The organism is Lysinibacillus sp. NPDC097279, assembly GCF_044761745.1.
In the GTDB taxonomy this organism is placed as follows: domain Bacteria; phylum Bacillota; class Bacilli; order Bacillales_A; family Planococcaceae; genus Lysinibacillus.
In genome coordinates, this window is record NZ_JBIWDA010000001.1 from 1,387,816 (window position 1) to 1,410,919 (window position 23,104).

The following is a 23,104-nucleotide window of genomic DNA, read 5'->3' on the forward strand; positions in this document are numbered from 1 at the left end:
TAAATGTTTATACGTACGCTTCTATTTCGTTTCAACAGCAATTTCTTTATATTTCGCATCCCAAGCGGGGTCAATTTTACTTAAAGAAACTGGGCGTAATGTTTCTTTGTGCGCTAGAATATGTACGGATTGTGCTGTAGCAGCAATCGTGCCATCTTCATGTAAAATTTCATAACCATATGTTGTACGTAGTCGATCATGCTTTTCTACCCAAGTACGAACAGTTGCTACTTGGCCATAGTGCATCGCTGCCTTATAAGAAATCGATAAATCCATCACTGGCGATACATAACCGTCTTTTTCTAATGCTGCGTACTCAAATCCTACATCGCTCACTAACTGTGTACGTCCAATTTCCATCCAAATGATGTAGTTTGCGTGGTATACGACGCCCATTTGGTCCGTCTCCGCATATCGAATCTCAATCTGTTTTTCACTCACAAACATTTTCTTCACCTCGTCCTACATTATAGCGTAAAAATATTGACTTGGCGGGGTTTAGGCTTGGGAGATTTCGATAGGTTGTAAAATGAAGGTTAAAAAATTTTGAAATTAACTTAAAATATCAATAAATACTCTACGCCATCTAAACACATATATGTTATTTGCTTTACTTCTGATGTAATGATGTACCACAGTATTCACAATGGTTTTCTTTCGGGTTTAATGCTGCAGCGCAATTTGGACAATTTAAAGCTTTAACCATCTCTACATCGCTCCCATTCAAAATGTCCAACTCAATAGTGAGACCCTCCATATGCTTTACTTGTGTACAAGTATCTGCATTTAGTTTTTGTTGACGAGCCTTTGAACCTGGAATTTCACTTTCCCTTTCAAATCTCTCAGCTGCTGTTTCTCCTTGATCAATAGTTTTGTTATACTTCATAGACTTTTTCCATAAGTAAATTCCTAAGTATATAAGTATACTAATAAATATTAGTAAAATAAATATCAGTACTATGAAGTAATTAGTATGATTGACAGCTATAACTCCAGCCATAGTAAAAGTAAATGCCCAAAACCATAAAAATAGTGATACAAGACGCAAGAAAAATTTCACTATTATCCCTCCTCATACACAAATATACAGAATTTAGAGGGATTTAACTATATTAATTTTGCATAATGGGTAATTTATCGTTTTCTCTTCCCCTTGCCATTACCACTTCGTTTAGCCTCCTTTTCTGCCTTCATCAGCAGCAAGTTTAATTTGCACAGCAGCTATAACGAATGCTTTTTGAAATTGGAAAAACTTTAATATGCCATTCAAGTAAATAATGCTAAAATTTGCAGAATTCTCACTAAACAATCTGACCTTCTTCATGAAGAAAGACCCTTTTCTTATCCAAGGAAAGCGCGCGTGAGTGACAATGGTTATAGGAAAATTAGTATGAATGACGAATTATATGTTCAACTAAAAATTTATAAAGCCTGGTGTTTAAAAAAGAAATGGGAAAATAGCATGCATACCATGATGACAATCCCTTCAATGCTTGGAGTAGCTGGATTGAGATAAAGTAACATTCTATCTTTATTATATAGTTTACTGATTTGGGTTACCCATTAATTATAAATTGATTGAAAAGAATGTCATTATTTGTTTACTCATTTCTAAGGTAGATTTAGCATAGCCAGTCTTGCACCAATGATTAATTACTCCAATTGTGGCACTGGCGCAAAATATATAATAAAGCTCATAATCGATTTCACTTCGGACAGCTTTAGAAATGATTTCTTTCGGCAATTGCATATAGTGTTGGATAAATAATGAAATAAATTTAGTTGGAATCTTCTCCGAAAAGAGGATGTTATAGAATTCTCTGTTATCTAATATATGTTGGAAGACATTCGTTAACCCGTCCTTCTCCAGTAAATAAATTCGATTGTAGGCCATTTTGTATTCTTCATTAAGTTTATTCATAATTTCAATCATATGTGATTCAAATAAATCATCGATATTCGAATAATGTGCATAAAATGTTGAACGATTTATTTCACTATGTTCACATAGTTTTGTGACAGTGATATCGGTGAACTCATGTGTTAAAAGAAGTTGTAATAAATTATTAAATAAATTTCTTTTTGTTTTAATTACTCGTAAATCCTGTTTTTCCATGTAAAAACTCCTTTTAATCCAACAATAACACAAAAAATGTTGGATAACATACATAGATGATTATGATGTTGTTCTTTATTTTACTATTATCTCTATAATCCTAGTTAGATATACATTTTAGTAATGTATAAGTTAAAGGAGGAACAAAAATGAGTAATGTAGTAGTAATCACAGGGGCAGCAACAGGCTTGGGTCGTGCGACAGCTCTAAAATTAGCAAAGCAACAATATAAATTAATGATTGTAGATTTTAACGAGGTAGAAGGTCAAAACACAGCCAATATGGCAGTAGAATTAGGTGCAGAAGCAATTTTTGTAAAAGCAGACGTATCGAATGAAGAAGACGTAAAAGCATATGTTGCTAAAGCTGTTGAAAAATTTGGCACTATTAATTACTTCTTAAATAATGCTGGGATTATGGTTCCATTTCGTTTAGTACATGAATATGATGCAAGCGAATACGACCGTATCATGAATATTAATGTGAAAGGGGCATTTTTAGGCGTAAAATATGTCATCCCTGTCATGTTAGAAAACGGCGGTGGAACAATCATTAATACAGTTTCATCTAATTCATTCAAGCCAACTGCCTATAACGGCCTATACGCCGCAACAAAACATGCTGTAAATGGTTTAACAAAATCAATCGGCCAAGATTACCAAGCGAAAAACATTTATGCTGTAGGTGTTGCACCAAACAATATGCAAACGAATATTTCAGCGGGTGCAGCTGTCACTTTAAATGAAGAAATTGGTACAGCGATTCAATTAACAACACCACCTAATATCTCAGCAACAGCAGAAGAAGTAGCAGAAGCCATGATTTTTGCGATGAATAACGGGAAGTTATTAACAGGTTCTACTATTAACTGTGCGGGTGGTCAAATCTTATTATAAATTAAGATAGTTAAGATATGCCCTACTAATCTAAGGGCTTTCTCGATGGTAACATGAACTTAATTAAATGATATTAGAAAAAATGCCCCCCATTCATTGACTCTTTTTGAGCATGTAATGGGGTTTTTCTGTTGTTTTGATTATGTGACATTGGTGATTCATTTGACCGTTCTAAGTGCTCCATTAATTAGTTGCCCTATCCAATTAAATTAAAATCCACAAGCAGCAACGAGATTGAGTAACCTGTACTGTTCATCTCATTAGTTTTACTCAATAACCAAAAGGACATAAACCAATTTACTTCCATAGTTTGTTCGGAAAGGAACTTTAACAATATCCGCTAATATTTTTTAGATATTTATATTGATTAACAACACAAATTAATAGATAATTACAATCGTACTAATAATTGAAAGTTGAGGGTAAGTTATGCTTAAAAAATTAAGTTTTACAGTTTTACTTTCTGCTATCCTACTAGCTACATTTACTTTTGGAACGAGTAAAGCACATGCAGGTTATGCAGATAACCCTAGTAAGTTATACTATGATTTAGCGGACCAAGTTTACAATGTCGGAAAGAAAACAAATGCTGAAATCCAACATGCAATCAATCTAGAACATGGTGCAAATAAATTTAAAGTAATTGATTCAGTAGACATTAATTCTAATCCAAATCATCCGATGGGTGCACCTAGTTACAATTTAGACCGAACTGGCTTTAAAGCACTAGCTGTTGTTATAAACCCAGATAATCCGAACGCTAGTAAAAAACTTTTCATTGCCTTTGCAGGGTCAGAAGATGGATCCGATTATGCAACAGCAGCATCGTCATTATTGAATGGTAGTGTTCCAGGACAATTACATCAAGCACACCTTTATTTAAACTACATATATGATAAATTTGGTTATAAAGATTATCAATGGTATTTCACAGGACATTCTTTAGGTGGATGGCTGGCAGCAAAGTCATTTTTAGATGTTCGTGCTGGAATAACGATAGTTTCTAACGCAAAATTTACACATTATGGTCCTATCAAAAAGAAAACAATTAGCGGAGTATATACTTTCAATGCTTTATCAGTAGCTAAGACACAGATGACTGATACACAATGGACTGCAAATAAAAACGGGACATATGATTCGGATGTAAAAAACCTATACATTGAAAATGAATGGTTAAATTCCATATATGATATGCATAGTGACAAAATAGCATATATTGGGGTTAAAGGCGGTGTAGATAAGTCTATTCCTCATTACAGTACTTTTGGCTATTTACAATTTGGACTATTACGAGATATTGTGGCATATCGAAATTATTCAGACTCATTTTATCCAAATATCAATAAGTATCATAAATTAACTTACCTTAATGGTTCTGTATTTCATTAAAATGCCAATATAGAAAATGAATTTGAAAATCTGCCCGAATGTCATTATGATATTCGGGCATTTTTAGTGATAAATATCTCAACTTACCTTCTCTCTTCCCTAACAACTAACACCAATATTAATAAGACTCAGTTTCTTATCGTAGAACGATTATTTCGACATATAGCTTTCTTAATTGAATCACTTTTCATAAATATATTTAATCGCCGATGTAAGTATCCATTGTAAATTCACATTCTTTCAAGCAAAAGAAAAAGCATCCTCCTAAGAGAATGCTTTTTTGACATTGTATTTCTGGAACTATCGTTTAGATTTTATTGAAAATTAAATGTCCATGTCATTGTCCGAGTAACACCATTACTACCAGTATAGTCAAAAGTGATATTAACTGGACCTGAACCAACTTTTTTCACATCTAAATACACATGTCCCGAAGGATTAGGTCCAATAATTGTTGCAGTTGCAATACTTGTGTTATTACTTCTAGGGTTGCTATAAGTAGCAACTGTACCGTTTTGGCCTGGTATCGCAACGGTCAAGTTTACATTTGTAGACATGGCAAAATTCCCAGGTATCGTTCCACCATCATTGTATGGTGCCGAAATACTTACATTTGGTACGCTATTCTCGTCTTATACCTTCTATATTTCTCAGTTTTATAACGAGCCTTCACCGTACAGGCGACTTTCATCACATACGGCGATCCATCAATAATAGGCTTTAAAACTTATTTCCCCACAGATAATTTTATATAAATTGAAGGAAGGTCCATACTGACGAATGTTAATACGAATGTTAATTTTTAAGTTTTTTGTACTTAATAGTAATGGAATACACTACATATACAGCTCTAAATAATACAACTAATTAAATTTTTTATAAATCGTGTGCTGTGTTCATTTCTAGAACTCCACTCAATCGCCACCTCTGCTTTTGGTTTTTCCAAATACACTGAGATAAAAAACTATTAGAGCAACGAGATTTACTATTTCCATCTCGATTGCTCTCACAGCGCATAATTAAAAGCCCTCCACCGCTAGCGAAAGGCTTTCTAACTAAAGTTTCTTTACATTTTTAATAATTATTAGTTGTAACATTAATAGTGTTTGTATAGTACACATTACCATCCTTAATTCCAACTATTTTCACTTTATATTGAGTACCACTATTCAAACCATCAAACATTACTGATGTATCACCAGGTTCTAATATATTATTATCACCTTCAGAATTATCAGTACCTAGGATATTTTCTGGATTAACGACATTCCAAAACTCTTCATTTTGTTCTTTAATATGAATCTGAACATTATAGAATCCTGTTGGTACATTGATACTTAATTGTAAACCATTTGTATAAGTATTCAATATACTACTTATTTCAAATGGTGTAACCAGTATACTATTCTCGCCTTATACAATTTTCTGCTTTATAACGAGCCTTCACCGTACAGGCGACTTTTATCGCATACGGCGATCCGTCAGCAAAGAATTCTAAACTTATTTCCTCGTCAAACATAGTAATTTTATTTCTAAATTAAATCAATAGCATTTAGAGAAGGTAAAGAAATCTTAACCTTCCTCTATTAGTATTTTTCTTTTGCAATCGAAATCATAATTTTTGTTACAATTTTGTGTTTTTTATTTTATATTTTATATTTTTTATTTAAAATAATAGAAGAATCAGAATATTAAAGGAGGCGTTTTACAAATGAGAAAATTATTTTTTATGTTGGCTTGTTTGGTTCTTTTATTCTTTTTCTCGGGAAATATAGCTTTTAATGCTTCAACTGTAGTTGCAGCTGAACAGAGTGATGATTTTGCCATTACCATTTTAAATGAAAGTACGATGCAATTAGAATTATTAAATGATGAGACAACAATTGAAAACGATGAAGTTGGAAATATAATTGTTAAAAAAGGTGAATATTCAGAGGTATTGCCAACTCTAGCACTAGATAGTAATGGGCATGAGGTTAATTTAATTTATAAATCAGTTGATAATGGACTGATTATAGAATTACATAACGGTGAACAACCGACTCAAACGACTACATTAGCTCGTTCTAAATGGAAATGTGCATTAGGCGTTCTTGGTGGTTATTATCTTGGTGCAATAACTGGTTTAGGGGTTGGTATTGGTGCTGGAACTGTATTACCTGGTATTGGAAATGCGGTTGGTGCTGTCGGAGGAGCTATTGTAGGTGCTGCGGGTGGAGCTATGTCAGGTGCATCATCCTCTTGTTTTGATTAGCGTATAGGAGGAATTGTATGTTTGATATAGATAAAGTTTTTTGTTGGCCGATGATATTTGCTTATTATGTTTGCATGATTTTGTGGATTCTATTACTTTTAGCACTAGAAACAAAGTTACTATGGGTTTTTTTGAATCCGCTAAATTTCGGATTAATTTTTAACATAGTGTTTGGAATTACTTATCAGATTAAAGCTAAAAAAGAGTAAAATGAGTAATTTTCATAAAACATTTATATATAATTAGCTCATTTATCTGCTTATAAAATATATGTTTTTAAGAGGATGAACAGGTTGTCACTAAAATATCTCGAGGGTGCTTCTCTCGGGGTATTTTTTTGTGGTTAAAATCAACTTTCCTGAGTGTTTATGTGAAAATCACTTGAAAGAACAATTATTTTTAGCATTTTCTTCTAAAGCGCATTCGTCTCGATTTTCTTTCTCAATATTGCAGAGGTTATCGCATTAATATATTGTTGTATTCAATAACATGGTTCAATAACTTAAACTATTCAACTAACCATCGGAGGTATTTAATTGATAAATAAAAAAGACCAACTAAACACTATTAAAGAAGATTTTAAAAATTGTCAAAAAGTACTATTGGCAATCGGTGATGAAACACGACAATCGATTTTATTAGGTTTAATGGAAACAGATTGTCAAACAGGATTGCGTGTAGGTGAAATTACGGAACAAACACACCTTTCTAGACCTGCAGTGTCACATCACCTTAAAATTTTACGAGATGCAGGAATTATTTTAATGCGAAAAGAAGGTACAAAAAACTTTTATTATATTGATATTCGGACAAAATTAAGCCTTTTAAAAACGCTCATTTCGGATATTGAAACATTGTTAAAGCAATACGATTAAAAATGCTGTTAAGCATAATTTATGGAGGAATGAACACGATGAAAGCAATGGTTATTGATCGATATGGCAACGCTCCGATGCGTTTAACAGAAATACCTACACCTGAAATAAATGATTACGAGGTACTCGCAGAAATACATGCGGCTAGTATTAATCCTATTGATTTTAAAATACGAGATGGAAAAGTGAAAATGTTACTCAAGTATGAAATGCCGTTAATTCTCGGAAATGATTTTTCTGGCGTCGTGATTAAGGTTGGACAAAAAGTAACTCGATTTAAGGTGGGAGATGAAATATATGCACGCCCACGCAAGAGTAAAATCGGTACTTTTGCGGAATATATTTCTGTTCATGAAGATGATATTGCCCTAAAACCAAAAAATTTGAGCTTTGAGGAAGCTGCATCTATCCCCCTCGTTGGCCTAACTTCATACCAAGCCTTACATGACATTATGCACTTACAAAAAGGACAAAAAATTTTAATACATGCTGGTTCTGGCGGTGTTGGGACATTTGCTATTCAACTGGCAAAAGTTATGGAAGCCCTTGTGGCAACAACAGCTAGTGAAGCTGGTGCAAAACTAGTAACATCGCTTGGCGCAGACGAGGTAATCAATTATAAAACAGAAAAGTTTGAAGACATCCTTAAAAATTATGATGCAGTGTTTGATACGCTTGGCGGACAGACACTTGAAAAATCGTTTCATATTATTAAAGATGGTGGGAAAATCGTTTCCGTTTCAGGTACGCCAAATGCTCGTTTTGCTAAAGAATATGGCGCAGGGCTATTCAAAACAATGTTATTTTCTGCAGCAAGTTATAAACTGACTGCTCTTGAAAAGAAGCATAATGCTCAATATTCGTTTTTATTTATGAAGCCAAGTGGTGATCAATTACGTATTATCGCAGACTTCATTGAGTCAGGTAAAATTATACCTATAATTGATCGAATCTTTTTATTCGAAGACGCACAAAAGGCAATGGAGTATGTAGAATCAGGAAGAGCTAAAGGGAAAGTAATTTTAAAGATTAGATAATTTCTATAATGCCTTATCGTATTGAACTGTTAATTCTATTTATGAACAAATAGAAACCTCACTGAAAATAGTGAGGTTTCCTCTTGCTTCAATTATGGAGCAATAACAGTAACTTTTTGAACAGTTTTAGAACCATCTTTCATAATAGAATAAAGCGCATATGAAACCCTAGTTCCTGGACTATACGAATCACCAAAACCATCGTTACCTTTATAGGTAATATCCGCATACTTTGGGCTGCTCTCGTCCGCTTCATTAGTATTGGAAACTAGAATATACATTGTATAGTGTGACCAATTTGGATCACTATTGCCGTTCCAAGATACATCTATATCCCCAGAGCCTATCGCTCCAGGTGTTGCCTGTAAGTTAATTGCTGGATTGACTGGTACTACATTTCCGCTATTCTCGTCTTATCTTCTCAGTTTATAACGAGCCTTCACCGTACGAGCGACTTTCATCGCATACGGCGATCCGTCAGCAATATCTTTCAAACTTATTTCCCCGTCAACATCTTAGATTGATTTCAAAATTTAATCAATAGTATTTGACCAACGTAAAGAAATCTTTACTTTCGAAAGTTTCTTCTCTTTTATAAAACAATGTAATTCAATCAATGGTACCCTTCTAACTAGCGGATAAAAAAAAGCCATTTCCGATTTGGAAACGACTTGAATACTTAATCGCACGAACCTCCTGAAGAACCACTGTCACTCGAAGTGGTATCGGAACAATTCGTATTATCTGTATTTTGACCGAAAAGAAAGAACTTGTTGTAATAAAATCAGTCGTATTATCACGGGAATTGCTAGGTGATTTCAAATTATCTTGCCTTGTCTTTTTCGATGTAGTTAGAATCCCCATTAGTAGAAACAAAAATATCATTACAATAAAAAACGCCAATCATTACACCTCCTATGGAATATCAATTTCATTTTATCACTTAGTCACGATGAGCATCTCCCTATCTTTCTTTTAAAACCAGCCTACTAGTTTCTATTTCAAATTCATCACTCATATGTATTTCCAATGTCCTTTGGAAATATTTTCAGATGAGGAAATAAAAAAATTTCCCGGGTAAGCGCAAGAAACGACAAGTTTTACTACTAGCAGAATTCTTGCGCTTGTTCATTCATTAAGTGGCGCTAGTTGGACTACTAATAAAACGCTGATGCTTATAACTATTCTCACCGACGTAATCTTTCAAAAAATAACTCATATGAAGGAAATGAATTACTTAAAACAAGAACACATGTTTCTTGTTTAAGGAAATAGAGTTAATCAATTATTTATTGGGAACCGTGCAAGGTAAAGACTTTTACGTACTAACCACTAATTGTTGCGGTAATTGGAATTGGCTATATTCCTTAAATAATATATGCATTAATTTAAATATTTCCCGTGCTTAGGTAGAGCGATTTCATCAAATTTTTCTACAAGTTTCTGAAGGTTGTTCTGAAGTTCTTCACCTTTCATTGCTAATCCATGACCAGTAATAGCAATGAGAGGTTTTAATGCTTCTAACTTCTCAACAGATTTTCGCGCTGCCTGCCAATCCGTTGTTAAATATTGAGGCGGACCACTAATTTCTTTTGTTTGTGTTAAAACTTTATAAAGAGATTCTTGTTTAACTGTAACAAATGCATCACCAGCAATGAGCACTCGATCCTTTTCACGATATAACGAAATATGTCCTGGTGTATGTCCGGGTGTGTGTATCCAGCGAAAACCAGGCATATAAGGAATATGACCATCCTCAGGAACTGCTTTAATATTGTCTCCTATGTTAATCGCTTCCTTAGGAAAAAAAGGTGACATTTTAGCTACTAATCCATCACTAACAGAAGGATCTGGTTCTGGATAGTTTTGTTTTCCTGTTAAGTAAGGAATTTCTAAAGCATGGGCATAGACAGGGACATTCCACTGTTTTATTAATTCTATAATTCCTCCAACATGATCGAAATGGCCATGCGTCAAAATTATTGCTTTAGGACGAGAATTAGGCCCAAATCGTTCCTCTATTACTGAAATTATCTCTTCTGCACTTTTTGGCATGCCTGCATCAATAAGCACGAAATCTTTTGTATTTATATTACCATAAAGCACAATATTTACAATTTGAATTGTATATTGATATAAATCAGGTATTACTTCAATACCAACACCACTTCTAACTGAAGTAGCAGGTATGAACTTATAATCTTCACCATAATTCAAATCTTTGTCCATATTAACCCCTCTCTCTTCGCTTGCTTATGAATGCAGAAGAGCCACAACCCAAAGATTGTGGCACTATTTTATTTCTCTTCTTTTTTATTGAATTGTTGTTCTTTCTGTTGTTGTTTTTCTTCTTCTTTTTGTCCCTCTAGCTCTTCAGGTAAAAACTCATTTGCAAATTCTTCTTGCTCCAATTCATTCTTTTTCTTTTCTTTAGTCATGTGGGCTCACCTCCAATAGACATTAATCTATCCTTTTTAGGAGGTTCTATACTTTTTACCTTTCCGAATACTTCAAATGAAGTATAAATAAACCACATACAGCCACAATAATATTTCGTAGTGTTTCACTACTTATAGGGCTGCAGTGATAGTAATCGCTGTAGCTTTTTTATCTTTAAAATTGCGTGTCGTTTACTAAAACATCAATTTTTCCATTATAGCCCAGACTTTATGATAAGTTGGATTTTTAATCGTCTGTAATTTTTCATTTAGAATACCACGCCTTACTAAACGGAATCCTCTTGCTTCCAGATCAGCAATGGCAATATCCAACTCTTTATTATTTTTGCGCTGAATTGGTGGTAATCGAAATACACCATTTTGTGCAGATAAGCGATTGAACATCCAATCATCCCCTTTAAAAATATTCAGCTTATCGTGAGCAAAATGGATATGTTTTATGCTAAAACAGCATTTTTAAATTACTATTTTATTAACATAAATCTTATTGCAGTAACCCATACTATCCTCGTTTGAAAATATTAAAAAGGAAGTGTCAACGTTTGGTAGCCAGCAATCATACCATAATTTACAATTAATTTTGACCATACCCCGAAAACCTTACCGTAATGCAACGGCTCCCTAAAATACCCAATAGTAAGTGACCCCTCCTCCTGAAGGTCTCCCATTACCACTTATGCCAGACATGCCAAATGAACACAGTCCAGGTCTTAAGGATATGAATAACTAATTATTCAAGCTGTAACGGGTGACGACGTTACAGCTTTTTAATGTATAAGTAACCTTTAATTACACACATTATTATTGAGTGTATCGCACGCACTTATTAGGTTGTGGCGCTAGTTGACAGTCACTACCTCCCTCAATTCTTTCTGGGTCACTTAATAGTGACCCCTTTTTTATTTGTAAATATCACTCTGGTAAATCTTTATAATATCCCTTCATATTTTTCCATTAAAAAGAGAAAATATATGAAGAATACAAAGGCACCTTCTGCACAAACTATAATTCAGGAGGTGATTTTCAATGGCAAACAACTATGATAATAAAACTGATGTGAATCATGTTAAACAACAAAACCAACAAGCTGAAGCGAACAAACAACAAGCTTCTGGTACAGCAAACTCAATGAGTCAAGAATTTGGGATGGAGTCTGATGTAAATCAAATTAAACAACAAATCCAACAAGCAGAAGCAAACAAAAAATATGCATCTGGACGATTTGCAAATGAAAACAATTCAAAATAAATTTTTCTAAACCGACAATCTTTTGTCGGTTTTTTATTTTATTTCCACATAAAAAGAGTTGATCTACAAAATGTAAAATCAACTCTCTGGTAATGACAATCGGGCGTTCCTTTATTTTATTAATTGGCTCATGATGATTTCTTCCCCAATACGTCCTGTTAGCCGCTTATTCGTATCTTCAAATCCTACTTTTAGATATAGTTTCTGCGCAGGTATATTATCTTCGTCTACCACTAAAACTATTTCATCGCAATTCGGGAATTCTGCTTTTACAAACTCAACAAGTAATGTCATTCCTTGTTTTGCATACCCTTTTCCTTGCTCACGATGATTAATGGATAGCGCACTTAGTAACAAAGCATTCACATTACTTGAATATTTCTTTACTCGTTCGTTTGCATTTAGAAGAAAGAAACCTACTGGTGTATTGTCACTTAAAATTACTACCCGATACTGTCCTTCATTAATTTCTTCAAATTTGCTTGGAAGTGAAGAAAACTCTCTCTGTTCTTCTGTCAGTACGAAATCATTTAGTTCTTTCGTGTATTTACTTGAAAAATGCTTTAATTCAACCTGTTTAAATTTTTCCATATGGTTATTCTCCATTTTTATCTATATTTTACCATCAGTTGATGACTTGGTCATTATTTATGTGAAATATTACATGCATTTATTAGTTGAGTCCTCTTTCCCCGCTAAACTAAAGCTTACGAGCAAATGGTTGTGACAAAGAGAATTTATTACAGAAGGCCGAGGACTGTTTTATCGCATTTATAGGTTTTTACTTCGCAAACTATCTATCTCCTCTCACAGATAACACGTATTTTTTTCCAACATTTGTTTTATTAGTATTTTCAAATTGATCGTTCTAAAGGGTTGGATAAAAACCTCTACACTTTTTAAAACTATACATATTATAGAATTAGAAAGGAGGGATAGTCATGGGATACCAAGGAAATGTTGGAAACTACAACAACAGTTGTTATTATGGAGGCAATGAAGGCGGAGGTTATGGTTCTACATTTGTTTTAATCGTTGTTTTATTTATTCTATTAATCATTGTTGGAGCTACTTTTGTGTATTAATTTTTTTTAGTTTTACTCACAGTCTATTTTTAGCTAACAAATTTGATTGTAAAATCAACAAAAATTCTCTTACCCTTCTCTGAATGAAATCTCCAAGTTGTAACTTTCATTTTCAATTTATATAACTAGTAATTATAGAAATTAATAATAGAATGGAGGGAAGTAATTATGTCTCAAGAATATTATGGTGGTAGTGGTAATGGTTATGGATCAGGTTCATCATTTGCGTTAATTGTTGTACTATTTATCCTTTTAATTATTGTTGGTGCTACATTCATCTCATATTAATATTTATAATGTTCACTGATTCTGTGCTCGCATATGAGCCCATAATTTTTCGGATAGCGTAAACTTATCCTTTGCCTACCATTCTTTCTTTTAAAGGTCACTTTTTAGGTGGCCTTTTTTTTCATTCCCACCAGCTCTCATTACAATCCTAACTTTTGTTAGCGGTCTGAGCTGCAACTGGGTGCTGTCTTAATGACTCAGTTCAAAATAATACATAATTGTCCATGTATATTGTCCAATTAACGCTTAGAAAGCCATCTCTAATCTTTTGCTTTAAATACCCGTATTAAATAAAGGTCACAGAATAAGATATAATAATGATTTGCTTAGGGGGGAATAATTTGAGTAAAAATAAAGATATGACTGATCTTTTATCAAACAGTGAAAATGATGCTGCTAAGCTGGCGGTACTTGCGGGAATCTTTTCTACATTAGGTGATGGGCTTGCGACCATTGCAGCAATTATGGCATTAGAGGACGCGCAGCAACAATCAAATAATAATAATAGCAACAACAATAACAATAGTGATGGCAATTCAAACAAAATAGATGAATTAGAAAAGCAAGTTCAATATTTAACAAAAGAACTCAATAAATTAAAAAACTCTAGAAAGTAAGCATTTTTCGATACTACATAATCTTACTAATGCTCAATCCTACAATTTCGATTATTAATCATTCCGAATATAATTGACATACGGTCATTTCAACACTGTGTGGATGATGAAGCAAGATAAAAATCCTTTTATCTTATGCCAATAAAGTAAAAAGATAAATGATATTGCATCCGCAATTAAGGAATATAAAAACTTTTTCAGTAGTTATTTTTCTTCTGCATTCATCAACACGGTGATGTTATTTTGCGTCCACTAACAAGGTTGCTTTCTAACAACATGCCTAAATTCTCAACTTCAATTGTAAATTCTTATTTAACATATATAATAAATAATTATTTGAAGAGATTTTTATTATATACTTTATAGAATCGTTCCAATAAAATGTAAACAATAGGACTGGCTCGTGCGAAACGGAGGAATATTATCTAATATGAAGAAATTATTTGTATGCTCAATCTTACTATTTTCCCTATCTTTTTTACTTGTTGGGTGTGGTAGTAAAAATGTTCCTTACGACTATGAATATGATAGATAAAAAGGTGACAGGCACTCAAACAATTTAGAATTGTTTGAGTGCCTTATCTCGAGGGGGAGATTTTATTAGTACACGCAGACTTCATATTTGGCAGCCAGTAACATGTTTACAAAGGGCTCAAATCGTAAATGCTCAATTAAATTATAGTAATCGTGGTTTATATTTAACATTAACAGATATTAACGGATCTGAAGTTGATATTATTTACGATAAAATTTCTCCAATACAAGATTTTGTTTGGTCTTTCAGATATGCTGGCGAAATCCCAAGGTCGGACCTATTCCCACTTGTTAACGAATCCATCGAACAAAATCCACCTACTAATCCATGTGCTGAGTGGTTTTACAAAATGAGCAATTCAGATTATATTGAGTGGTTTGATCAATTACCCTGGTTAGGAAGTAAAGAGATACCCAACGTAGAACATCATATCTATTGTTACAATGATGGAATTTTTGAAGTTATTAGTGATTACGAACCTCGTTTTGTTATTAAGTGACAGGCACTCAAACAATTTAGAATTGTTTGAGTGCCTGTCACACTTCTATTGCGCTGTACCACGAATCGTTGCGTAGTTTAATTTACCTGCTATAATAGCCCTTTCAGCAATTATTTTTGCTTCTTCTTGTGTGTTATACCAACCGCTAATAAACCGCCAACCATTTACATTTGAACTATCTTTCACTTGTTCTACGTACGATAAATATTTCTGTTTTATTGCCTCATTCATTGCCACAACCATTGCTTCTTGACTACTGTATTTCCCACTTTGAATACGAAATTTTTTTGGCTCCCTATCAATTTCGACATATTCGATTTTTTTACTTACATCAACTGTCGCTATAGGCTTTAAAAAAAGTGCTATTTCGTCCATACGACGGTTAACAAGCCCTTGAAGCTTTTTCCCTCCTGCGTAGATGTATAACAACATCTCTTTGGTTACTTGTTCCCATTGCCTATTATTCAAGTATTCTAATAGCATACTGTTTCTTAAAATGTAGCGTCCTAAATTATATTGGAAACTTGCAAGGGCATCATACTGATTTTGGTTAAGAGGAACATTAACATAGTATTCTATTGTATTTGCATGTTCTTGTGCTTGCTTTCTCAGTAATTCCCACGCTTCTTCTCTGGAAATCGTCTGTCCCTTTTCTACTAATTTTCCACTTGGCCATTTTGTTGTACCATAACCAATTGTCCAAACATTATCTGAACCTACATATGCATCTGCGCGAAACCCTTCCCATTTTGCAATGAGCGTTAGTGCATTATTTGAAATTTCCATATTAAATCCTCCTCTCACTATTTTAAATTTCTGCACCTTCTCTAGCATATTCAATTCCCGCTGTAATGGAATGTGCCTGACACTCAAACAATTCTGAATTGTTTGAGTGTCAGGCACCCCTATCCTTAATAAACTTTTCTAACTCGTTGATTCTTTCTTTTAATTGAGTTTCCTTCGCCAAAAAATAAAAATTTCGAGTATATTTTGGGGATAGTGGTTGCCAATTAACGCCTTCTGGTACAACTTTTTGTGAAATAACGGTTTGTCCAATTCCCTCCTTTAACAGCGCCGCTATCATCTCATTGTTATTAAGATAAATATGTATCGGTTTCAAATTATTTTCTTTTACATACATATCCGAATAAAATTGTGTCCCCGAATCCTCTTCACGGTTTAACCAGTAACTAGATTCAGGATTACCAGCTAACACAAGTTGATCTATATTTAATAGGCTTCGTTTCAAGCTACCTGTATCCACTATTTTTTCGATAAACCCTAAGTCCGCTTCGTTTTGCTTTAATCGCTTCACTACTTCTTCTGAATTCATCAATTGTAAGGAAAAATCTATATCTGGAAAGTTCTCTAAAAGAGACTTCATTATATTTGGAAGAAAGTAAATACCACACGTATTTGAACAGGCAATACGGCATTTTGTTCGGACGATTTCTTTTTCTTTGTTATTAAGTGTTTCTATCGTATCTTCCCAGTTATCTAGAATACTTTGCGCTCGTTTATAAAGAAAATCAGCATCCCTCGTTGGAATAATTTCGTGTCGCCCTTTTCTAGTAAAGAGAGTTACATCTAACTTTTTCTCTAAATTAAGTATTTGAGTAGATATTGTTGGTTGTGATAAATATAATTCTTCCGCTGCCTTTGTAAAGTTTTTCAATTCATATACTTTCACAAATGTTTTTAAACTTTGAAACATTAACGACCCTCCAATTCAATTATTGGATTTCTTAATAATTGATATCCAAATTATCAATTTCACAAATAGTATAATCCGATTTACAATGTTTATACAAGGGAAAATTGAATTAAACAACCGGAGGGAACATAATGAAAAGCTTTCTTAAAAACATTCCAATACCTATTTGTGGCTTAATTTTAGCACTCGTTTCTTTAGGGAATCTTATAAAAACTGATGGCATGCCAAGATTTGGTATTTTAGTAGGCCTTATTGGAATGGCACTAATGTGCTTGATGATATTTAAACTGATCTTCACATTTAAACATACACTTTCTGTTTTAAAAAATCCGATTGTAGCTTCAGTAGCTCCTACTTTTACAATGGGATTAATGATTATTTGTACTTATTTTCTTGAAGTTGATTGGCTTACACCTTATTTGTCATATATATGGCTAAGTATTGTTATCGTACATTTTATGTTAATGGCTTATTTCACATATTTTTTCTTAATAACACAATCAGTAAAAATCCATCACGTTTATCCTAGCTGGTTTATCACTTATGTAGGGATTGGTGTTATTACTGTCACATCATGTAATTTTTATCCTGCATTTGGTCGTTGGATTTTCTGGATTACATTATCTTTATATTTAGTGTTATTACCGATTATTTTGCATCGTGTCTTTACTATAAAAAATATGGAGGATTCTACACTTCCTCTCATTACAATTATTGCGGCGCCTGGATCTCTTTGTTTAACAGGCTATTTAAATGCCTTTGATAATAAAAATATCCTGATTGTCACATTGCTATTTTGTTTATCTCAAGGCCTATATTTTCTTATTTTGACACAGCTTCCTAAATTACTAGCAATTGATTTTTACCCAAGCTATGCAGGATTTACGTTTCCTTTAGTCATTTCAGCAACTGCCATCACTGCAGCTACCAATTTTTATAACCAACTAGGATTTACTTCAGTACTGTTCCATTGGGTTTCCATTCTGGAATCGATTATCGCGTTTATTATAGTCTTTTATGTTTTATATAAATATGTAATTTTTCTTACAAAACAATATATTGATACTAGAACAAATCCGATTTAACTAGTATTCCTATTAGGTCATACAAAAAAGCAACCCCATAAGGTTGCTTTTAATTTTCCAGAGGGACAATTTTCGCATATTAATTTCCAAATGTAGTATGATTTAAGTAGGGAGTGTGATAATATTTTGTTGGTAAAAATGAAAAAACACGATTTTAATTTAACGACTTCTGACTTAAGTAACAAATGCTTTGAGCCCCTTATTCATCTTTATAAAATGGGCATATCCAATGAAACGGATACCATCCATTTTAAAGAACAATTTTACATGCAATTATCCCAAGGACAAAAGGCTTTATTTGTATTTTATACGTACTATAATCACGCTAGTAAATCGCTGATTGAATTTTATTGGTGGAGTGCCTATTATTACGCCCAACCTAAAAGTTGGCTAGCGCTCAAAGCCAGTGCTAAATATTTTGAGGATGAGTCCTTGCTAGCACTTTTTGAAAAGATTGAACAAGTTTTTCTACAAAATAATTATCCGAACACTTTAGAAAACTTTACTGTTATACGTGAAGACCTAGATAAAAACAAAGAAATTCAAGCTTCTATTATTCCGCTCCATACTATGTTTGACCAAATCACACCATTAACAGTTAGAAAGATAAATGACCTTATTGAAAGACACATACAGGATTTTGTTGAATTGATAGATTAGATTGCCCATACAGCATCCTTCTCCAAGGATGCTGTATTTTTAAATAAGCTGTATCGTTCTATCTGTATTAGTAGTATGAAGAGCTAACTCCCCTGCATCCATTTTGTAAACCTCATCGCAAAGTAATTCAACATCTTCAGGATTATGGCTCGCTAAAAGAATGGTTATTCCCTGCTTTTTAAAGTTAAGAATCATCTCGCGCATTTCCGATACACCTGATTCATCCAGCCCATTCATCGGTTCATCCAATAATAGTAATTTTGGTTTCTCCATAATCGCTTGTGCAATCCCTAATCTTTGCCGCATGCCCAAAGAATATTTACGAACTGGTCCTTTATCATTAAAATCGAGGCCAACCAATGTCATTACATTTTCAATATCCTTATCATTGATTTTGTTCTGTATCGAGGCGAGTATTTTCAAGTTTTGAAAACCTGAATAATGGGTCAGAAATCCTGGCGTATCTAACAGTGCACCAAAGGATTTCGGAAAATTACCTTTCCCGATAATGTCACCAAACACACTTACAATGCCACTACTCGGAACAAAAAGTCCTGCAATCGTCTTAAATAATAGACTTTTGCCTGAACCATTTCTACCGACAATCCCATAAATTCCTGGTTTATCAATGACTAATGTTATATTTTTCAGCAGCTCACGGCCCTTTATCTTTTTATACAAATTGTGTATTTCGAGTATTGTCATTTATACAACCCCCTTTTATGTCAAACACCAACTATTTTTTCTCGTAAATTAATAAAAAGCATCGAAAGCACGCAATAGGACAAAACGATACATAGCAGGATTATACTATTAGACCAAGCAAAGCTGACCTCCTGCATTTCTCTCAAGCCGAGCAAGAAATACGTTAACGGTAAAAACTTTAGTAAGGATGGAAACAAATAACCGATAGTAGCCGATGAAATCATACTAATAATAACGGTGAACATTGCGAAGACAGCATTATGGATAATAAACGAAAAAATAGTGTGGACAATAAGTAATAACAATAACGTCAAGATAAATAGCGTAAAATGATTCAATAGCAGTTGCCATCCATTTGTGTTTAGGAACAATGATAAGCCTATGTCGCTTTGAGTCTCTAATTGACTATTTAAAAAGAAAACAACTATTCCCGTAACCCCATAACCTAATCCAAGTGTTCCAACTAAACTAATGCAAATGGCAATAAACATACTGTGAAAGCAATGTCGATAACTTTTCATTCTTAGAATAAGGTATATTGGATGATCACGCATTTCACATAAAATAAACGAACTAAGAAATAAGAGGATAGGGATAAAAATCAATAACCAACGTAATAAGTCGAATTGGATATTTAAAGGCATATAGAACATAAAAACAATCTGATTTGCATAGCCAATTGGAAGTAAATCACCATATGAAGCATGAACAAGAATACTATTCAGTACAAAAACGCCAACGATACATAGAACATACGCAGGTTTAAAGAAAGAACGTAAATAGTAGAAAATTAATTTTTTTAGCATTATTTTCTCTCTCCAATATACATATCCTTATTATTGATACAGCAAAACCCAATTAAATATAGTAAGGAAATTAACACAATCCAATATAGTAGAATTGTATATGGATATTCGCTTATGTCAGAAACTGAGCTAGTGGTATATTGAAAAACATTGATATGGTCATAAAATAAATAGGAAGAAATAGGCGTTATTTTTGAAAGGAACACACCTATATTCAATATGTTGACTAGAAGAACAACTGTACAGGCTAATAAAATCCGTCCTGAAAACAAGTGGCTTATGTAAAAAAGCATTCCGAAAAAACATAAAAACAACCATAAAAGAACGACTGACATCGTAGTCAAGAAAATAGGCGTGTTATTTCTCAATAGCTCAGTATGATGTTTATAGTAATTAACACTATAATTACTCCATTGATTATTGAAATCTAATACAAATAGAGCTTCGAGTATCATTATTGCCACAAGCATTAAACAGAAATATGTAGCTGACTTTACCACTCGTAAAAGGTTTGCATAATACCATTGCCGTTTCGTATGAAATCGAATTAACAAATAGTTTTGCACATTCCCTAATGAAAATAACGATATAAGAATGATTAAAAATGCAGGCAAGATGGAATAAAAAAGTGGATGAAACTCCGTAAGATGAAGTAATAAATCAAAGATATTTCCTTCGACTAATTTTGTCGATAGCAACAGATTATAGAAATATAACATCAACATAATATAAACGAAAATGATACTTTTTTTTGATGAATATAGCTTTAATTGTTTTTTACTCTTTAAACCGCTCTTCAATCTTCGCTGCCCCTCCTATAAAAAATAGTGTCATCCCCACTACAACAAGCACAACGCCATATAGAAAAGTTTGGCCAATATTATATCGATCGATGACATCCACATCAAACAATGCCATCGCATTTAAAGCAGGGTGAATTTTCGCCAATACTGTCACTGAAACAATTAAATAAATAAACGGTATAAATATCGCAATATATTTATTTTGAATTACCCCCGATATTCCTAAACCAAGGGTTGCAAAAATCATCCCACAACAAAACATAATCCCAATCATCATAATTATCATCATGATTGAAGAACTTACACCGATACTTTGAAAAAAAAGCACCGGTTCCAATCTTTGCTCGGGTCTTAACATCGGTACATTTAATAGAAGTTTTAAAGCCATTAAAAAAGTAAAACCAATAATAGGGCCAATTGCAACGACTACACCACCTGCAAGTGCATTTACAGCTAAACGAATTGTCATATAGTAGCTTTTTTTCATACGGTATCGTATATAATGATGGAATCCTGTCTGAATATCTGTTCGATAAGAATTCGCGAACGGCATACATGCAATAATTGGAAAAGTAATGACAATATATGATGCAGTACCAGCGTTATAGCCCTGTAAAAAGGCGTATACAATTGAAATAACCCCACTATTAATCCATATTAATGCTTCCAGCATACCAATAAACACGAGTAGAATAGAGGAGGCTATTGTGATAAGTCCCATTTTGGATAATAATGCTCTTTTAAACTCTTGCTTAATATACATCAGCAACCCAAAACACCTCAACTTTCACCATTTTTAATCAATTGATTGAATGACCAAAAATTAAGTGTCTTTTATCAAATCGATTAATTAGGTGTCCACGTTCCTGCAGTATCAACTGATTCAAACGTTCCTATTGAAGTAGATATATTTAAATAAACATTTTCTCCTATTAATGAACTGGCATTTCCTAAGTAATCCATTAGCACGGTCGTACGCTCTGAGTACATTTCTTTTGTTGTTACATTCCTATTCCCCTTTTCTACCCATGACACTAATTTACCCCTCTGAACATACGACACTAAATTGTAAGCACTGCCCGTATTTTCTTTAACAGCATCATTAGTTTCTAAATCACTTATAATTTGAATTTTTCCTGAATATTCGTGATATGTTGGGGACGCCTTTGCAAATGAACCAAGCCCTATAGTTAACAAACTAACAGCTACAATACTGGCAAAAAGTTTAAATTTCTTCATTTTGCTCTCCTCCGAATTGTAATGTGTTTCTCACTATTTTCGATCATTCAATTATTATAATTTTAATATTTTTCAGTTTATTTTGTAAAGTATTTTTTGTTAAAATCTATATATTTAGTTTACATTTTAATAGTATACAAGGTAAAGTTACTATTTTCACTGTTGCATGTTATACAAAAAGACCAACTACTTTTTATTTATAAGTAGCTGGTCTTCTTCTAGATGTTCAATACTGTTTAGCGAGCTTACAACGAGCTTTACCACAGCCAATATCTAGCCCCTTGTGCGACAATGAATCTGTCTAACCATGTTTCAAAATTCATCTGCAATCTTTGAATTTCTCCTTCGTGAACAAAGAGGAGATAATCTTCTTCCCCATTAGCAACCTTTCGCGAATCAATGAACATCTAGTCACCATATCCTCTATGATTACCAATCATAAGCCAATTTCTATCATATGCACTTTGATAGTAGATATTTGTCTCATAGTCATTTATATAATTTTGCATCTCGCTTAAATTAAAAATTTCAAAGAAATCATAACCAAGACCTTCAACATTAAATAATTTCGCCCCATTACTTTGTTTTAAAAATAAGGATAATTCTTTTGGTAACACGTGATGGGTATTTAATGTGAATTGCTGTAGTTCATGGTTTGATATTGGACTATTCCACTCACATGTTACATTTAAAATTTCTCCATTTTCCCTTTGGATAGTAATGCTGTTCTCTTTATCTAGTCTTTTATTTAATGATGCTAAGACTAATTCAATAGACATACTAGCTTCACC

Annotated in this window: 29 protein-coding genes and 1 pseudogene; 13 read left to right on the forward strand and 17 right to left on the reverse strand. The window is 33.2% G+C overall.

Translation table 11 applies throughout. The features are described 5' to 3' along the window. Nucleotides 1–21: 21 nt before the first annotated feature. The 4 genes from ACIQ1H_RS06960 to ACIQ1H_RS06975 all read right to left on the reverse strand — a co-directional run bounded on the left by ACIQ1H_RS06960 (nucleotide 22) and on the right by ACIQ1H_RS06975 (nucleotide 2,116). Complete coding sequence (locus tag ACIQ1H_RS06960; protein ID WP_172771373.1) at nucleotides 22–447, reverse strand: acyl-CoA thioesterase; 426 nt, start codon at nucleotides 445–447, stop codon at nucleotides 22–24. Between the two features lie 163 nt (nucleotides 448–610). Beyond that, complete coding sequence (locus ACIQ1H_RS06965) at nucleotides 611–1,060, reverse strand: hypothetical protein (protein ID WP_402887569.1); 450 nt, start codon at nucleotides 1,058–1,060, stop codon at nucleotides 611–613. Nucleotides 1,061–1,171: 111 nt separating this feature from the next. Next, a complete protein-coding gene (locus ACIQ1H_RS06970; protein WP_402887571.1) occupies nucleotides 1,172–1,324 on the reverse strand; it encodes a hypothetical protein in 153 nt (50 codons plus the stop codon). 243 nt (nucleotides 1,325–1,567) lie between these two features. Continuing rightward, the gene (locus ACIQ1H_RS06975; protein ID WP_402887573.1) at nucleotides 1,568–2,116 is read right to left on the reverse strand and encodes a TetR/AcrR family transcriptional regulator; all 549 of its coding nucleotides are present in this window, start codon (nucleotides 2,114–2,116) and stop codon (nucleotides 1,568–1,570) included. A gap of 149 nt (nucleotides 2,117–2,265) precedes the next feature. Between ACIQ1H_RS06975 and ACIQ1H_RS06980 the strand changes: the two genes are divergently transcribed. Both ACIQ1H_RS06980 and ACIQ1H_RS06985 read left to right on the forward strand, forming a co-directional pair. Next, on the forward strand, nucleotides 2,266–3,012 hold the full coding sequence (locus ACIQ1H_RS06980) for an SDR family NAD(P)-dependent oxidoreductase (protein ID WP_402887575.1): 747 nt from the start codon (nucleotides 2,266–2,268) through the stop codon (nucleotides 3,010–3,012). Nucleotides 3,013–3,441: 429 nt separating this feature from the next. Then, a complete protein-coding gene (locus ACIQ1H_RS06985) occupies nucleotides 3,442–4,404 on the forward strand; it encodes a Tle-like phospholipase domain-containing protein (protein WP_402887577.1) in 963 nt (320 codons plus the stop codon). Between the two features lie 314 nt (nucleotides 4,405–4,718). Here the strand turns inward: ACIQ1H_RS06985 and ACIQ1H_RS06990 are convergent, their stop codons facing one another. Continuing rightward, complete coding sequence (locus ACIQ1H_RS06990) at nucleotides 4,719–4,961, reverse strand: hypothetical protein (protein WP_402887578.1); 243 nt, start codon at nucleotides 4,959–4,961, stop codon at nucleotides 4,719–4,721. A 517-nt stretch (nucleotides 4,962–5,478) separates the two neighbouring features. Continuing rightward, nucleotides 5,479–5,772, reverse strand: coding sequence for a hypothetical protein (locus ACIQ1H_RS06995; protein WP_402887579.1), 294 nt, complete (start codon nucleotides 5,770–5,772; stop codon nucleotides 5,479–5,481). Between the two features lie 343 nt (nucleotides 5,773–6,115). Between ACIQ1H_RS06995 and ACIQ1H_RS07000 the strand changes: the two genes are divergently transcribed. From ACIQ1H_RS07000 to ACIQ1H_RS07010, 3 genes are all read left to right on the forward strand, one after another. Further along, the gene (locus ACIQ1H_RS07000) at nucleotides 6,116–6,658 is read left to right on the forward strand and encodes a hypothetical protein (protein WP_402887580.1); all 543 of its coding nucleotides are present in this window, start codon (nucleotides 6,116–6,118) and stop codon (nucleotides 6,656–6,658) included. Between the two features lie 539 nt (nucleotides 6,659–7,197). Beyond that, complete coding sequence (locus ACIQ1H_RS07005) at nucleotides 7,198–7,533, forward strand: ArsR/SmtB family transcription factor (RefSeq protein ID WP_402888564.1); 336 nt, start codon at nucleotides 7,198–7,200, stop codon at nucleotides 7,531–7,533. A gap of 38 nt (nucleotides 7,534–7,571) precedes the next feature. Further along, complete coding sequence (locus ACIQ1H_RS07010; protein WP_402887582.1) at nucleotides 7,572–8,570, forward strand: NADP-dependent oxidoreductase; 999 nt, start codon at nucleotides 7,572–7,574, stop codon at nucleotides 8,568–8,570. 1,383 nt (nucleotides 8,571–9,953) lie between these two features. On the opposite strand, the gene ACIQ1H_RS07015 is transcribed toward ACIQ1H_RS07010, so the two are convergent. From ACIQ1H_RS07015 to ACIQ1H_RS07025, 3 genes are all read right to left on the reverse strand, one after another. Next, nucleotides 9,954–10,799 (reverse strand): MBL fold metallo-hydrolase, encoded by an 846-nt coding sequence (locus ACIQ1H_RS07015; RefSeq protein ID WP_402887584.1) that lies wholly within the window; start codon nucleotides 10,797–10,799, stop codon nucleotides 9,954–9,956. A 68-nt stretch (nucleotides 10,800–10,867) separates the two neighbouring features. Next, nucleotides 10,868–11,008: a hypothetical protein gene (locus ACIQ1H_RS07020; protein ID WP_402887586.1), complete on the reverse strand. Its 141-nt coding sequence runs from the start codon at nucleotides 11,006–11,008 to the stop codon at nucleotides 10,868–10,870. A 195-nt stretch (nucleotides 11,009–11,203) separates the two neighbouring features. Then, nucleotides 11,204–11,413, reverse strand: coding sequence for a hypothetical protein (locus ACIQ1H_RS07025; RefSeq protein ID WP_172771360.1), 210 nt, complete (start codon nucleotides 11,411–11,413; stop codon nucleotides 11,204–11,206). 256 nt (nucleotides 11,414–11,669) lie between these two features. On the opposite strand from ACIQ1H_RS07025, the pseudogene ACIQ1H_RS07030 reads away from it, so the two are divergent. Continuing rightward, a pseudogene (locus ACIQ1H_RS07030) lies at nucleotides 11,670–11,759 on the forward strand (manganese catalase family protein); the annotation flags it as partial. Between the two features lie 296 nt (nucleotides 11,760–12,055). Continuing rightward, nucleotides 12,056–12,277, forward strand: coding sequence for a gamma-type small acid-soluble spore protein (locus ACIQ1H_RS07035; protein ID WP_402887588.1), 222 nt, complete (start codon nucleotides 12,056–12,058; stop codon nucleotides 12,275–12,277). Nucleotides 12,278–12,388: 111 nt separating this feature from the next. On the opposite strand, the gene ACIQ1H_RS07040 is transcribed toward ACIQ1H_RS07035, so the two are convergent. Next, nucleotides 12,389–12,868, reverse strand: coding sequence for a GNAT family N-acetyltransferase (locus ACIQ1H_RS07040; RefSeq protein ID WP_402887590.1), 480 nt, complete (start codon nucleotides 12,866–12,868; stop codon nucleotides 12,389–12,391). 350 nt (nucleotides 12,869–13,218) lie between these two features. Here ACIQ1H_RS07040 and ACIQ1H_RS07045 point away from each other — a divergent pair, with 350 nt between their 5' ends. From ACIQ1H_RS07045 to ACIQ1H_RS07060, 4 genes are all read left to right on the forward strand, one after another. Further along, the gene (locus ACIQ1H_RS07045) at nucleotides 13,219–13,362 is read left to right on the forward strand and encodes a YjcZ family sporulation protein (RefSeq protein WP_172771355.1); all 144 of its coding nucleotides are present in this window, start codon (nucleotides 13,219–13,221) and stop codon (nucleotides 13,360–13,362) included. Between the two features lie 168 nt (nucleotides 13,363–13,530). Then, nucleotides 13,531–13,650 (forward strand): YjcZ family sporulation protein, encoded by a 120-nt coding sequence (locus ACIQ1H_RS07050; RefSeq protein WP_172771354.1) that lies wholly within the window; start codon nucleotides 13,531–13,533, stop codon nucleotides 13,648–13,650. A 341-nt stretch (nucleotides 13,651–13,991) separates the two neighbouring features. Beyond that, entirely contained in the window at nucleotides 13,992–14,267 is a 276-nt protein-coding gene (locus ACIQ1H_RS07055) for a translation initiation factor 2 (RefSeq protein ID WP_402887592.1), read from the forward strand. A gap of 569 nt (nucleotides 14,268–14,836) precedes the next feature. Continuing rightward, entirely contained in the window at nucleotides 14,837–15,301 is a 465-nt protein-coding gene (locus ACIQ1H_RS07060; protein WP_402887594.1) for a hypothetical protein, read from the forward strand. A 45-nt stretch (nucleotides 15,302–15,346) separates the two neighbouring features. Here ACIQ1H_RS07060 and ACIQ1H_RS07065 read toward each other — a convergent pair whose 3' ends face one another. Continuing rightward, complete coding sequence (locus tag ACIQ1H_RS07065; RefSeq protein ID WP_172771352.1) at nucleotides 15,347–16,087, reverse strand: lysozyme; 741 nt, start codon at nucleotides 16,085–16,087, stop codon at nucleotides 15,347–15,349. A 109-nt stretch (nucleotides 16,088–16,196) separates the two neighbouring features. Then, the gene (locus ACIQ1H_RS07070) at nucleotides 16,197–17,015 is read right to left on the reverse strand and encodes a LysR family transcriptional regulator (RefSeq protein WP_402887596.1); all 819 of its coding nucleotides are present in this window, start codon (nucleotides 17,013–17,015) and stop codon (nucleotides 16,197–16,199) included. A gap of 131 nt (nucleotides 17,016–17,146) precedes the next feature. Between ACIQ1H_RS07070 and ACIQ1H_RS07075 the strand changes: the two genes are divergently transcribed. Together ACIQ1H_RS07075 and ACIQ1H_RS07080 are read left to right on the forward strand one after the other, a co-directional pair. Next, a complete protein-coding gene (locus tag ACIQ1H_RS07075) occupies nucleotides 17,147–18,100 on the forward strand; it encodes a TDT family transporter (RefSeq protein WP_402887598.1) in 954 nt (317 codons plus the stop codon). 126 nt (nucleotides 18,101–18,226) lie between these two features. Further along, on the forward strand, nucleotides 18,227–18,760 hold the full coding sequence (locus ACIQ1H_RS07080; protein ID WP_402887600.1) for a hypothetical protein: 534 nt from the start codon (nucleotides 18,227–18,229) through the stop codon (nucleotides 18,758–18,760). A gap of 39 nt (nucleotides 18,761–18,799) precedes the next feature. Here the strand turns inward: ACIQ1H_RS07080 and ACIQ1H_RS07085 are convergent, their stop codons facing one another. From ACIQ1H_RS07085 to ACIQ1H_RS07105, 5 genes are all read right to left on the reverse strand, one after another. Further along, complete coding sequence (locus tag ACIQ1H_RS07085) at nucleotides 18,800–19,465, reverse strand: ABC transporter ATP-binding protein (protein ID WP_402887602.1); 666 nt, start codon at nucleotides 19,463–19,465, stop codon at nucleotides 18,800–18,802. 20 nt (nucleotides 19,466–19,485) lie between these two features. Further along, nucleotides 19,486–20,271, reverse strand: a complete 786-nt coding sequence (locus ACIQ1H_RS07090) for a hypothetical protein (protein WP_402887604.1) — start codon at nucleotides 20,269–20,271, stop codon at nucleotides 19,486–19,488. Between the two features lie 777 nt (nucleotides 20,272–21,048). Then, nucleotides 21,049–21,837, reverse strand: coding sequence for a hypothetical protein (locus ACIQ1H_RS07095; protein WP_402887606.1), 789 nt, complete (start codon nucleotides 21,835–21,837; stop codon nucleotides 21,049–21,051). A gap of 83 nt (nucleotides 21,838–21,920) precedes the next feature. Then, nucleotides 21,921–22,313, reverse strand: a complete 393-nt coding sequence (locus ACIQ1H_RS07100) for a hypothetical protein (protein ID WP_402887607.1) — start codon at nucleotides 22,311–22,313, stop codon at nucleotides 21,921–21,923. 407 nt (nucleotides 22,314–22,720) lie between these two features. Then, nucleotides 22,721–23,092 carry an SMI1/KNR4 family protein gene (locus tag ACIQ1H_RS07105; protein WP_402887609.1) on the reverse strand — a complete coding sequence of 124 codons (372 nt, stop codon included), beginning with the start codon at nucleotides 23,090–23,092 and terminating at the stop codon, nucleotides 22,721–22,723. Nucleotides 23,093–23,104 lie beyond the last annotated feature (12 nt).